The 12,552-nt window shown below is 71.5% G+C and carries 11 protein-coding genes and 2 pseudogenes; 8 read left to right on the top strand and 5 right to left on the bottom strand.

Annotated elements, in window-relative coordinates; all coding sequences use genetic code 11:
• Positions 1 to 667, top strand: a pseudogene (locus DEJ06_RS12365) (hypothetical protein); the annotation flags it as partial.
• Positions 668 to 671: 4 nt separating this feature from the next.
• Here DEJ06_RS12365 and DEJ06_RS12360 read toward each other — a convergent pair.
• The 3 genes and pseudogenes from DEJ06_RS12360 to DEJ06_RS18625 form a co-directional block, all read right to left on the bottom strand.
• Positions 672 to 1,106: a hypothetical protein gene (locus DEJ06_RS12360; RefSeq protein ID WP_111039489.1), complete on the bottom strand. Its 435-nt coding sequence runs from the start codon at positions 1,104 to 1,106 to the stop codon at positions 672 to 674.
• 96 nt (positions 1,107 to 1,202) lie between these two features.
• Positions 1,203 to 1,706: pseudogene (locus tag DEJ06_RS18490) on the bottom strand (DUF6264 family protein); the annotation flags it as partial.
• The gene (locus DEJ06_RS18625) at positions 1,673 to 2,053 is read right to left on the bottom strand and encodes a hypothetical protein (RefSeq protein WP_111039488.1); all 381 of its coding nucleotides are present in this window, start codon (positions 2,051 to 2,053) and stop codon (positions 1,673 to 1,675) included. The gene DEJ06_RS18625 and the pseudogene DEJ06_RS18490, both read right to left, overlap by 34 nt.
• 90 nt (positions 2,054 to 2,143) lie before the next feature.
• Here DEJ06_RS18625 and DEJ06_RS12345 point away from each other — a divergent pair, with 90 nt between their 5' ends.
• Complete coding sequence (locus DEJ06_RS12345) at positions 2,144 to 2,476, top strand: hypothetical protein (RefSeq protein WP_146245731.1); 333 nt, start codon at positions 2,144 to 2,146, stop codon at positions 2,474 to 2,476.
• A gap of 93 nt (positions 2,477 to 2,569) precedes the next feature.
• On the opposite strand, the gene DEJ06_RS12340 is transcribed toward DEJ06_RS12345, so the two are convergent.
• A complete protein-coding gene (locus tag DEJ06_RS12340; RefSeq protein WP_181436836.1) occupies positions 2,570 to 3,070 on the bottom strand; it encodes a DUF427 domain-containing protein in 501 nt (166 codons plus the stop codon).
• Positions 3,071 to 3,146: 76 nt separating this feature from the next.
• Here DEJ06_RS12340 and DEJ06_RS12335 point away from each other — a divergent pair, with 76 nt between their 5' ends.
• Positions 3,147 to 4,559: an amino acid permease gene (locus DEJ06_RS12335; protein WP_110865115.1), complete on the top strand. Its 1,413-nt coding sequence runs from the start codon at positions 3,147 to 3,149 to the stop codon at positions 4,557 to 4,559.
• Between the two features lie 34 nt (positions 4,560 to 4,593).
• Here DEJ06_RS12335 and DEJ06_RS12330 read toward each other — a convergent pair whose 3' ends face one another.
• Positions 4,594 to 5,595 carry an AraC family transcriptional regulator gene (locus tag DEJ06_RS12330; RefSeq protein ID WP_111039485.1) on the bottom strand — a complete coding sequence of 334 codons (1,002 nt, stop codon included), beginning with the start codon at positions 5,593 to 5,595 and terminating at the stop codon, positions 4,594 to 4,596.
• Between the two features lie 436 nt (positions 5,596 to 6,031).
• Between DEJ06_RS12330 and DEJ06_RS12320 the strand changes: the two genes are divergently transcribed.
• From DEJ06_RS12320 to DEJ06_RS12300, 5 genes are all read left to right on the top strand, one after another.
• Positions 6,032 to 9,469: a DEAD/DEAH box helicase gene (locus tag DEJ06_RS12320; protein ID WP_146245854.1), complete on the top strand. Its 3,438-nt coding sequence runs from the start codon at positions 6,032 to 6,034 to the stop codon at positions 9,467 to 9,469.
• A 65-nt stretch (positions 9,470 to 9,534) separates the two neighbouring features.
• On the top strand, positions 9,535 to 10,326 hold the full coding sequence (locus DEJ06_RS12315; RefSeq protein ID WP_111039483.1) for an HNH endonuclease family protein: 792 nt from the start codon (positions 9,535 to 9,537) through the stop codon (positions 10,324 to 10,326).
• A gap of 77 nt (positions 10,327 to 10,403) precedes the next feature.
• Positions 10,404 to 11,069: a GPP34 family phosphoprotein gene (locus tag DEJ06_RS12310; RefSeq protein WP_111023847.1), complete on the top strand. Its 666-nt coding sequence runs from the start codon at positions 10,404 to 10,406 to the stop codon at positions 11,067 to 11,069.
• A gap of 157 nt (positions 11,070 to 11,226) precedes the next feature.
• Positions 11,227 to 12,030, top strand: a complete 804-nt coding sequence (locus DEJ06_RS12305) for an SDR family oxidoreductase (RefSeq protein WP_111033816.1) — start codon at positions 11,227 to 11,229, stop codon at positions 12,028 to 12,030.
• A 95-nt stretch (positions 12,031 to 12,125) separates the two neighbouring features.
• A complete protein-coding gene (locus DEJ06_RS12300; protein ID WP_146245853.1) occupies positions 12,126 to 12,551 on the top strand; it encodes an SseB family protein in 426 nt (141 codons plus the stop codon).
• The last annotated feature ends 1 nt before the right edge of the window (position 12,552 follow it).

Genomic DNA, 12,552 nt, shown 5'->3' with positions numbered 1-12,552 from the left:
CGCTCCGCCCGCCCAGCACCCGCCCAGCCCCTCGAGAGGTCCCGTCATGCGCCGTGTCGGCATCACCCTCGCCTCGGTGTTCGGCGCCGGGATCGTGGCGGTCGGCATCGGCGTGGTCGTCCTCGTGGTGATCGCGGTCAACTCGCTCGCCGGCATCGCGAAGTCGAGCGCCGCCACCCCGACTCCCGCGTGCCCGGCCGTCGCCTCGAAGACGATCGGCGGGATGGTCGTGCCGGCCGGCCCCGTCGGTGGTTTCTGCCAGGACCGCCTGGTGAACGCCGCACACGTGATCGAAGCCGCCCAGGCGCTCGGCATCGGCCCCCACACGCAGGCCGTCGGGGTGATGACCGCGATCGGCGAGTCGAGCCTGGTGAACCTGGACCACGGCGACGCCGCGGGCCCGGACAGCCGCGGCCTGTTCCAGCAGCGCGACAACGGCGCCTGGGGCACGTACGAGCAGCGGATGGACCCGTACACGGCCGCGACGATGTTCTACACGAAGCTCGTGAAGGTCCCCGGCTGGAAGACGATGAGCCCGACGCAGATGGCACACGCGGTGCAGATCAACTCCGACCCGGACCACTACGCGAAGTCGTGGCCGCAGGCGAAGGCGATCGTCGAGGAGCTCACCGGCCAGGACGTGCCGGACGCCGCGCCCCAGGGCTGACCGCTCACGAGGCCACCGCCTGCGTCTCCTCGTCGAACTCGACGATCGCGGCTCCCCCGGAGTGCACGACGACCTGGGCGCGGAGCCGGACCGACTGCTCGTCGAGGGCACAGGCGCAGGCGTCGACCCACTCCCAGTCCACCGGGTAGAGACGGTCGGCGTCGGGGCGTTCCCACACGAGCACGACGTCGACGGCCCCGAGCTGCGCCACGATGTCGGCGATCAGGGCCGCGAAGTCGTCGACGTGTTCGTCCGGGGAGTCCGGCAGGTCGGCGATCGGCAACAGGAACGGGATCGACATCCCGCGGTCGTCGAGGAACAGCACCCAGCACTGCCGGCGCAGCGGCCGTTCGACGACGGCTTCGACGAGTCGGACGACGTCGTCGTCGGTGCGGACGGGTTCACGGATCAGGCGGTCGAGCATCTCGGTGTCAGGCATGGCTCCAGCGTGGCGAACCGGAAGCCCCCACCCGAGGCGCGGTCCGGGTTCTGTGGAGAGCCGCTCCACGAACCCAGCCTGTGGAGGAAGTGTCCCTCAGATGCCGTGCGTGACCGAGCTGTCGACGAGCAGCAGCGAGGCGAAGAACACCGCGACGATGGCCGCCATGCCGACGAGCACCACCGGCCAGGTCAGCCGACGCCGCACGAGCCGCAGGACGCAGACGGCGATGGTCGCGACCAGTACAGCCGCCACGATGATCGGTCCGACGACGACGACCGAGTCCCCCAGCGTCTCGTTGCAGGTGTTCCCCGGCGCCGCGCACGACACGAACGCCAGCGACATGAGCCTGATCCCCCACCCCGCTGCCAACGCACCGACCGTGAGCACGACGAGCAGCGCGGTGGAGGCGACCACGTCCGCGACGCGAGCGCGTCCTGCCAGGGGGTGCCGGGCCTCCCGACCGAAGCGCGCCGGGCCGGACCCGAGCGGATCGGGACCCGACGCAGGACTCGCCCCAGGACCCGTCCCGGGGGCCGGGCCGGTCTGCCGCGCGGGCGCGCCCATCAGGAGCGCCGGCCGCGCGTCGACCAGAGGGCGAGCGCGATGAGGACGGGCTGACCGAACAGGCGGACGAAACGCTTCTCGTCGCTGTCCAGGCCGAAGGCGTCGCGACGGTTGACCCACTGCGACAGGTTGCCGGGGAAGATCACCGTGAAGAACAGGGCCGCGACCGAGCCGACGAAGCGGCGGGCCGGCTTCGGGGCGAGCACCAGGGCCGAGCCGAGCGTGATCTCCGCGACCCCTGACGCGAGCACCGTCGTGTCGTCGTCCAGCGGGACGAACTCGGGGACCTGCGCCGTGAACTCCTTGCGCGCGAAGGTGAGGTGACTCGTGCCCGCGACGACGAGGACCAGGCCGAGCAGGACGCGGAAGAAGGAACGCATGCCTCCATGGTGCCCGTTCCCGCGACCGGGTGCCCGCGCTGCGCGACTCGGACGTGTTCGAAGCGAGGTTCACTCGCTAACATGCGGTCCATGGGAGCAGTCGCTCGAGACCACGAACCGCCGGCAGCCCCGGCGACCTTCGCGGTGGTGCTCGGACCGGTCGCGTTCTACCTCGGCATCATCGTGCCCGCGCAGTCGACCGTGCAGCACGTGCTGCTCGGTGCGGTGTTCGGGCTGGTGTGCGTGCTCAGTGGCTGGCGGGCGATCCGGATCGCCGGTCGTCGCCGGGCCGTGCAGGTGTGGTCGTGGATCGGCATCGTGATCGGGACGGCTGGGCTCGTCATGCTCGTCTGGCAGGTGCTCGTGATCGTGACCGGGGGTGCGTTCCCGCCGCCGTTCTGGTCGCCGTACGCCAACCGCTGACGCGGTCCGGCCGGGAGGCCCGGGTCGGGTCCGCCCCGTCGCGCGCGGAACGGGTCGGTCCGGGTCAGGGCCGCCCCGCCTGACGAAGCCGGGTCACCAGCCGAGCGTGCCGGGCGCGCCCTTGAACGGCCCGACGATGTCCGCCGTGATCCAGCCGCCGTAGAAGTCGCCGTCCTGCGCCTGGACCCGTTCGCCGCCGACCTCGCACGAGTCCATCGCCGACGGGTAGATCGCGACGCGTTCCCGCAGCGACTCGTAGCCGGGCACGGGCGTCGGGTAGTTCCAGGCGGCGCGGCTCGCGACCGTCCCGTCACCACCGACGACGTCGAAGTAGCGCGCCAGGCCCTTGAACTCGCACATGCTCGAACCCGGCGCCTTGACCAACGCACCCTCGGCGAGGTCGGCCATCGGCAGGTAGTAGACCGGCGGGTGCGAGGTCTCGAGCACTCGGACGGCGTCGGTCGTGTCGGCGACGACCGTACCGCCGAGACGGACGACGACGCGTGCGGTGACCCGCTCGACGGCGGGAGGGCGGGGGTAGTCCCAGACGGACTCCTGGCCGGGGCCGGGCTCGGTCCTCTTCGGTTGGCGCATGCTCCAGGTGTACGCCCGACGCCTGCGGTGCAGCCGCGTGCGTGCGCGGAATCGCCCCCGGGTGCACCATGGGCGGGTGACGACGACGACACGCACCCTGTTCCGACGGAAGCCCATCGACACGATCGATGACGAGGCCGGGGGCGAGGGCGGCCTGAAACGGCACCTCGGTCTGTGGCAGCTCACCGCGATCGGCATCGGCGGCATCATCGGCGCCGGCATCTTCACCCTCGCCGGCACCGTCGCGAACGGCGTCGCCGGGCCCGCGGTGCTGATCAGCTTCCTGGTCGCCGGGGTCGCGAGCGCCGCCGCCGCGTTGTCGTACGCCGAGTTCGCCGGGCTCATCCCGAAGGCCGGCAGCGCGTACACGTACGGCTACGCGGTGCTCGGCGAGATCGTCGGGTGGTTCATCGGCTGGGACCTGCTGCTCGAGTACACGGCGATCGTGGCGGTGGTCGCGATCGGCATCTCCGGCTACGTCGGGTTCCTGGTCGGCCAGTTCGGCATCGACCTGCCCGCCTGGATGCTCGGCGCCCCGGGCACCGGTGACGGCCACGTCATCGACGTCTTCGCGATCGCGCTGTGCCTGCTCACCGCGTTCGTCCTCACGCGCGGCATCCGGAGCGCCGCACGGTTCGAGTTCGTCGCCGTCGGCATCAAGGTGGCGCTCGTCGTGCTCATCGTCGTGCTCGGCGTGTTCCACATCAACAGTGCGAACTACTCCCCGTACTTCCCGTTCGGCTTCGGCGGCGTGATGACCGGCGCCGCCACCGTGTTCTTCGCCGTGTTCGGCTACGACGCCATGTCCACCGCCGCCGAGGAGTCCACCGACGCCCGCAAGCACATGCCGAAGGCGATCCTGCTGTCCCTCGGCATCTCGATGGTGCTGTACGTCCTGGCGACCCTCGTGCTGACCGGGATGCAGAAGTACACCGACATCGACCCCGCGTCGGGCTTCTCGTCGGCGTTCGCGTCCGTCGGGCTCGGCGGTGTCGCCAACGTCATCGCGATCGGTGCCATCGTCGGCATCGTCACGGTGCTGGTGACGTTCATGCTCGGTGCCTCGCGCGTCTGGTTCTCGATGAGCCGCGACGGCCTGATGCCGAAGTGGTTCGCGAAGACCGACCCGAAGCGGCACGTGCCGACCCGGGTGACGTGGATCCTCGGCATCGCGTCGGCGATCCTGGCCGGGGTGCTGCCGATCGGTGTCGTCGCCGAGCTCACGAACATCGGCATCCTGCTCGCGTTCGTCGTGGTGTGCTCGGCCGTGGTGGTGCTGCGCTACCGGCAGCCCGACCTGGACCGCCAGTTCCGGCTGCCGTTCATGCCGGTCATCCCGATCATCGGCGTCATCGCGTCGCTGTGGCTCGTCACGTTCCTGCAGTGGGAGACGTGGGTGCGGTTCGCGATCTGGTTCGCGATCGGGCTCGGCGTCTACTTCGGGTACTCGCGGAAGCACAGCAAGCTGGCTGAGCCTGCGAAGCGCTGAGCGCAGCAGCCGACGTCGGCAGCGCCCGCGCCCCTCAGCGCCGCAACGTCTCCCGCGGGTACTCCCCGAACCGGTTCGCGTACACCGAGGCGAACCGCCCCATGTGCGCGAAGCCCCACCGCCGGGCGACGTCCGCCACTGAAGTGGCCTGCGGGTCGAGGATCCGCAGTTCCTCGTGCACGCGTCCGAGCCGCACCTCGCGCAGGTACGTCATCGGCGAGCGCTCGAACGCCCGCTGGAACGACTCCTGGATCCCGCGGATGCTCAGCCCCGCGGCCTGTGCGATGTCGGCGACGGTGAGCGGTTGGTGGGCGTGCGCCTGGATGAACTCGACCGCGGCGCGGAGCCGTCCGTCGCTGCGGGTGCCGTAGCCCGCGGGGAACCGCTCGGCCTGCAGCGGGTACATGCGGAACAGGGCCCGGGCGACGTCACGCTGCGCCTCGTGCCAGGCGAGGGACTCGTCGCCCTCCTCCCGCAGCGCACGGAGTGCGCCGGACACGGCGGTCCGCCACAGGCCGACGGCGGTGAGGTTCGGCGCGGCCGTGGTGTCGAACGCCATGGTGCCGTCGACCAGGTGGTCCTCGGCGGCGACGTCGAGCACCAGGTCCCGGCGCAGGTGCACCAGGCGCTGGTCCCAGTCCTGGTACTCCATCTCGAACCGGCGCTCGACGGGGAACAGCGTCGGGACGCCGGGCTGCATGCGCACCTCGTCGCGGCCGACGTCGACGCGGGCCTCGCCGCGTTCGAGCCACTGGACGACGACCTCGCCCTCGGTGGCGACGTCACCGCGCAGGTAGCCGTGCATCTGGGAACGGCGGACACTCAGCCGTTCGTCACCGACACCGACGTACTTGAACCAGTAGTCCTGGTCGAGGGCCCGGGAGTACCAGGCCTTGCCCGCGTACATGCCGGCGAGCGAGCTGATGGCCTCGTCGGTGTCCTGACCGGCCACGGCGACGAGCGAACGTGGCTGGGCGGGGCGTGCAGCAGGATCGGAACCCGGAGCGGGCGCCTGCGACTCGGTCGTGTCGGTCATGGGAACACCTCTCTCTCCTGGAGCAGAGCGGTGTGGTCACCTCCGGGTGGTCCCCGGCCTGCCCTCTCACGCTAGGGAGCAGCGGGTGGACGTACAACCGGGTTGCGCTCTGCGGCCTAGCGGCCGGTCCAGCGAACCCAGCCGTGCACCTGTGCCGCCGCGCTCTCGAAGGACGAGTGCCCGCCGGTCAACGAGTGGTCCGGGGAATCGACGGTATACGAATCAGTGCGGGTGATGTCGCACACGACCTCGGAGTCGAGCAACCCGTTCCAGTGGTCGGCTGAGTCGCGTACCCACCGCAGTCGGTCCGGCATGAAGTTCCAATCGATTCCGTGGACCGCTGTCGTCGCGCTCCGAGTTGGACGGTAGTCCTGTCAGATGTTCGTCGCACAGGGTGGCGGCCCGGATCGTCGGTGGTGCCTGGCACGATGGTCCCGTGCCTGCTGCCCCGATGATCGACGCCGTCGACGTCATCCGCTTCGTCGGGCCGCAGACCTTCGGCCGCGCACGCGACGTCGTCCGCGCCGGCCTGGTCGACGACGCCACCTGGCACGACGACGACGGCACGGTCACCGCGGTCGTGTCCGGCACCGCCGACGACCCGTACGAACTCCGCGTCGACACCACCCCGGCGCGCGGCGACTTCGTCCGCCCGGTCCGCAGCACCTGCAGCTGCCCGCTCGGCGGCGACTGCAAGCACGTCGCGGCCGCGCTCCTCACCATCAACGCCCGCGCCCTCGCCGCGAACGCCGGCCCCCGGCCGGAAGCGCCGGCTCCGCCGCCCTCGGACTGGAGGCACGACCTCGCCCGCCTCGCCGGTGACGACGAGCGGGCGCCCACCCCGCAGGGCACCCGGATGGGACTGCAGTTCGAGTTGCGTGACGCGGTCCCCGCCAAGCTCGCCTCGCGCGCCCGTGCCGCCGGCCGAGCCCTGCCGGCGCCGTCCCGCAGCGTGCGGCTCGGGGTCCGGCCGGTGACCCGCAGCGACGCCGGCAACTGGGTGCGCGGGCAGCTGACCTGGGGCACGCTCCCCTACTCGCAGAACCGGCTCGGCGTCGGTGCCGAGCAGCACGCCTGGTTCCTGCAGCTCGCCGCCCTGCACCGCGCCGGACAGCTCGCGGGCCTGCCGGGTGAGAGCGACTGGCTGCACCTCGACGACTTCCGGAGCCCCCTGCTCTGGCCGCTCCTGCAGCAGGCAGCGGCGCTCGACATCGCGTTCGTCACCGGCAAGCGCGAGGGCGGTGCGGTGCTCGGCACGCAGGCCCAGGTGCTGCTCGACGTCGCCCGGCACGACGACGCCGTGGTGATCGGCGCGAGTGCCGTGCTCGACGGCCGGCCCGTGGTGCCCGGAGCAGCGCGGATGATCGGCGACCACGGCGTCTACGTGTTCCGCGAGAGCCCCGACTTCACGGTCGCCGTCGCACCGACCCCGGCACCGGTGCCCGAGGACCAGCGGCGCATGCTCGTCGAGGGCACCCGGATCACCGTGCCGACCGCCGAGGTCGACGAGTTCCTGGCCGACTGGTCACCCCGGTTGCGCGGTGCCCTCGGGCTGGTCAGCTCCGACGGTTCGGTGGAGCTGCCCGAACGCACCCCGCCGGAGCTCGTCCTCACCGCCACCTTCGAGCCGGCCCGAGCGCCGCGCACCGACGACCGCGTGCACCTGCACTGGCGCTGGCACGTCGACGGCCGGAAGGACCCCGTGTCCCTGCACGGCCCGCTCCCCGACCTGTCCGGGCTCCGTGCCGCCGACGATCCGACGGGCACCGACGACACTCCCGTCGCGGACCCGGCCGCGGCCGCGGCGGTGGAGCCGACCACGGCGACGACGCCGGCCGACGACGTGACGCAGGCCGGGCCTCCCGTCCGCACTGCCGGACCCGGTGGCGGACTGGACTGGTTCCAGGACGGCACCATCGACGGGGCCGACGTCGCGGTGTTCGCGAACGAGTTCCTGCCCGAGCTGCCGTCGCTCGGCGTCCGCACGGTCGTGCAGGGCGAGCGACTCGACTACGAGCGGTTGAGCGGGCGGCCGCACATCCGCGTCACGACGATGCCGTCGGACAAGCACGACTGGTTCGACCTCGGCATCATCGTCAGCGTCAACGGCAAGCAGATCCCCTTCACGCCGCTGCTCACCGCGCTCGCGGGTCGGCAGCGACGGCTCAAGCTCGTCGACAACTCGTACCTGTCGCTGGCCGACCCCGCGTTCGACCGGCTCAAGGAGCTCATCGACGAGGCCCGCGACCTGGACGAGTGGGAGCCCGACCAGCCGATCGCCGTCACGCCCCTGCACGCCGGGCTGTGGACCGAGTTCGACCTGCTGGCCGACGAAACCTCGCACGACGAGCGATGGCAGGCGATCGCCTCGGGGCTGCTCGGGGCGACTCCCCCGGGTGACGTCCCTGTGCCGGACACCGTGCACGCCGACCTGCGGCCGTACCAGCACGCCGGGTACGCGTGGCTGTCGTTCCTGGTGACGCACGGCATCGGCGGGGTGCTCGCCGACGACATGGGGCTCGGCAAGACACTGCAGGTGCTCGCGATGGTCGCCGCCCGCCGTGCCGCGGAGCCCGACGCGCCCCCGTTCCTGGTCGTCGCACCGACCTCGGTCGTCGGCAACTGGGCCGCCGAGGCCGCCAAGTTCGTGCCGTCGCTGCAGGTTGCGACCGTGACCTCGACGTCGCTGAAGGACCCCGGGCTCGTCGCGCGCACCGCTGCCGCGTCGGACATCGTCGTCACCTCGTACGCGCTGCTCCGGCTCGACGCCCGCGCCTGGACCGACCTGCCGTGGTCGGCGCTGGTACTCGACGAGGCCCAGTTCGTGAAGAACCCGCAGTCCCAGACCCACCGTGTGGCCTCGGAGCTGCAGGCACCGGTGAAGTTCGCGATCACCGGCACCCCGCTCGAGAACGGTCTGACCGACCTGTGGGCACTGTTCCACATCGTCGCGCCCGGGCTGCTGTCCACCTGGACCCGGTTCGGCGACGACTACGTGAAGCCCCTCGCCTCGCCCGAGCTCCGCGGCGAGGCCCGGCAGGAGCTCACCGGGCGGCTGCGTCGACGGATCCGGCCGCTCATGCTCCGCCGCACGAAGGAAGCCGTCGCGGCCGACCTGCCGCCGAAGCAGGAACAGGTCGTCCGGGTCACGCTCGACCCCGCGCACCGAGAGCTGTACGAGCGAACGCTGAACCGGGAGCGCCTGAAGGTCCTCGACCTGATCGACGACCTGTCCAAGAACCGGATGATCGTGTTCCGGTCGCTGACGCTGCTGCGGATGCTCGCGCTGTCGCCGGCGCTGGTGTCGTCCGGGTCGTCCGGGTCAGCGTCGTCCGACTCGGACGTCACGTCGGGCTCGACCCCGATCCCCTCCGCCAAGCTCGACCTGCTGCTCGACGAACTCGAACAGCTCGCGGCAGAGGGCCGTCGAGCCCTGGTGTTCAGCCAGTTCACCTCGTTCCTGCGGATGGTGTCCGACGCCCTCGACGCCCGAGGCATCGGCTACGAGTACCTCGACGGCTCCACCCGCAAGCGCCCCGAGGTCATCGAGCGCTTCCGGCAGGGCACCGCCCCGGCGTTCCTCATCTCGTTGAAGGCGGGCGGGTTCGGGCTCACCCTGACCGAGGCGGACACCGTGTTCGTCCTCGACCCGTGGTGGAACCCCGCCGCCGAGTCCCAGGCCGTCGACCGCACGCACCGCATCGGCCAGACCCGGTCGGTCAGCGTCCAGCGGTTCATCGCCGAGGACACCATCGAGGAGAAGGTCCTCGCCCTCGCCGCCCGCAAGGCCGAGCTGTTCGCCACGATGATCGACGACGACGCCCTGTTCGCCGACGACCTCACCGCCGACGACATCCGCTCCCTGCTGACCTGACCCGCCGCCCGCGCCCCGTTCGGCCCGCACCACGTTCCGCCCCGCACCACCTGGAGTCCCACCGCATGACGTCCCGCCGACGCCGCAGCCGCATCACCCTGACCTCCGTCCTCGTCGTCCTGGCCCTCGCCGTCGGCGGGTACGCCCTCGACGTGTCCGGTGTCCTCGGGCCGGACGCCGACGCGGCGGGCACGACCGCTGCGGGCGGCCCCACTGCCGGGGAGACGACCACCATCGGACCGCAGCAGGCGTCGTCGGGGGCGACCCCCGCCTCCAGTCCGACCGTCAGTCGCGGGACCGACGCCGACGCGGTCCGCGCGCGCACCCAGCTCGCCGCCCTACCCGTCAAGGGCAAGGCAGCCGGCACCGGCTACGACCGCACCGGTGACTTCGGCAGCGCCTGGCTCGACGTCGACCACAACGGGTGCGACACCCGGAACGACGTCCTCGCCCGCGACCTCGCCGACATCACCCGCGAGGGCCGCTGCAAGGTGCTCACCGGCACCCTCGTCTCGCCGTACACGGGTGCGACGGTGGACTTCGTGCGCGGCAACACGACCTCGACCCTCGTGCAGATCGACCACGTCGTCGCACTCGAGAACGCCTGGCGCACCGGGGCGCAGCGGCTCACCGAGACCGAGCGGCAGGCGCTGGCGAACGACCCGGTGAACCTGTTCGCCGTCGATGGCCGGTCCAACTCGCAGAAGGGCTCCGGCGACGCGGCGACCTGGCTCCCCGCCAACAAGGCGTTCCGCTGCACCTACGTCGAGCACCAGGTCACGGTGAAGGCGAAGTACCGCCTGTGGGTGGCTCCGGCGGAGCGGGACGCGATGGTGCGGGTGCTGGACGCCTGCTGACGTCGGGCGGGTCCGGCGCCGCTGGGTGTCGGCTCGGAGGCCCGGCGCACCTCCGTCCCGCGTGGCAGGCTGCGGGTATGGCTGAGCAACTCACGGTCCCACAGGCGTTCGCGCTCCTGCAGGTCGAGCCCGACGGCCGCAAGTCCCTCGACGGGCAGACGCTGGACACCGGTCTCGCGGGTGCGGTCCTCGCCGACCTCGCACTCCGCGGTGCCATCTCGCTGCAGGACGGCCTGGTCACCGTCGTCAACGGCGCCGCCACGGGCGACCCGGTGCTCGACGGCGTCGTCGGGTCGATCGCGGCATCCGGTGCACCGCGCAAGGCGAAGTGGTGGGTGAGCCGACTCGGCAAGCAGCGGCTGCGCGACGACGTGTTCGCCGGCCTCGTCGCCAGGGGCATCATCAGCGTCGAGCAGGGCAAGGTGCTCGGCCTCTTCCCCACCACGAAGCACCCGGAGCGGGACGGAGCCCCGGAGGCACTGCTGCGTTCCGGCATCGGGGACGTGCTGGCTGGCCGGGCAGGACCCACGCCGTTCTCCGCCGCGGTCATCGGCCTGCTCGACGCGACGAACACCCTGCGCAAGCAGTTCGGCGCCGTCGACAAGGACCTGGTGAAGGAGATCACCTCGGGCACCTGGGCGAGCCCGGCGGTGCAGGCCGTGCTCGAGGAGATCGAGGCCGCGACGATCGTAGTGATCATGGCTGCGACCATGGCAACGACGACGTCGATCGTGACGAGCTGAGGCCGGCAGCGTGATGGGGCGCCTGGACGCCTGCTGTTTCCACTCTTAAACGACAGGTGTAGTCTAGGTATCTCGATGCAGATGCATCGATCGGACTCGCTGCCCCACCGCGGACCCCGAGCCCTTCACCGTCGAAGACCTCAGGAGGCCTCCCACCATGCCCGAAACCACCACCGGCACCACCCGCTTCGCCGACCGCGTCGTCCTCATCACCGGCGGGGGCTCGGGCCTCGGCCGCGCGACCGCCGTCCGCCTGGCAGCCGAGGGCGCTGCGCTCTCCCTGGTCGACGTCTCCGAGCAGGGACTCGAGGCGACGAAGACCGCCGTGCTCGAGGCCACCCCGGACGCGCAGGTCCTGACGACCGTCGCCGACGTGTCCGACGAGGCCCAGGTCGACGCCTACGTCACCGCCACGACCGAGCGCTTCGGCCGCATCGACGGCTTCTTCAACAACGCCGGTATCGAGGGCAAGCAGAACCCAACCGAGTCCTTCACCGCCGCCGAGTTCGACCGCGTCGTGTCGATCAACCTCCGCGGCGTGTTCCTCGGCCTCGAGAAGGTGCTCAAGGTCATGCGTGAGCAGGGCTCCGGCATGGTCGTGAACACCGCGAGCGTCGGCGGCATCCGCGGCATCGGCAACCAGTCCGGGTACGCGGCTGCCAAGCACGGCGTCGTCGGCCTCACCCGCAACTCGGCCGTCGAGTACGGCCGCTACGGCATCCGCATCAACGCCATCGCCCCCGGCGCCATCTGGACGCCCATGGTCGAGAACTCGATGAAGCAGCTCGACGCGGAGAACCCGCGCAAGGCCGCCGAGGAGTTCATCCAGGTCAACCCGACGAAGCGCTACGGCGAGGCCCCCGAGATCGCCGCCGTCGTCGCCTTCCTGCTGTCTGACGACGCGTCCTACGTCAACGCGACGGTCGTCCCGATCGACGGCGGGCAGTCGGCCGCGTACTGAGTCCGTCACCTCCGACGCCCGGCGAACGTCCGCGTGCGCCGGGCGTCGGCCTGGAGGCGCGGCTCGGCCCCGCCGTGTCCGCCGACCGTGACAGCATGGCTGGTGTGAGTACCGATCAGACCAACGGATCAGCCTTCGGCCGAGGCGTCGACAAGGCACCGCCGACCGCGGCCGCCGAACTCCGCCGCCGGATGGCGGCCTCGCCCGCGGGCTTCCTGCGCAGCGCGGCGTGGGTCCCGTGGAAGCCGGCGGGCACTCCGGAGGCCGGCAGCGTCGCCCACGTCATGATCCGGGAGAAGCCGTTCGTGCCCGTCTTCACCGACCCGGGCGAACTCGCCGCTGGGCTGCCCGACGCCGAGGGGCGTCCGGTGCCGATGTCCGAGCTCGTGTCCGCGCTCCCCGAAGAGTTCGGCATCGTGGTCGACCCCACGAGTGCGGCCGAAGCGAACTTCCTGCACGCCGACGTCCTCGCCGACATGCGGGTGCAGATGCAGAGCGGCATCCCGACCAGCGACGACTGAT

The organism is Curtobacterium sp. MCLR17_051 (genome assembly GCF_003234395.1).
Classification (GTDB): domain Bacteria; phylum Actinomycetota; class Actinomycetes; order Actinomycetales; family Microbacteriaceae; genus Curtobacterium; species Curtobacterium flaccumfaciens.
This window is presented reverse-complemented; position numbering and strand designations above follow the sequence as displayed.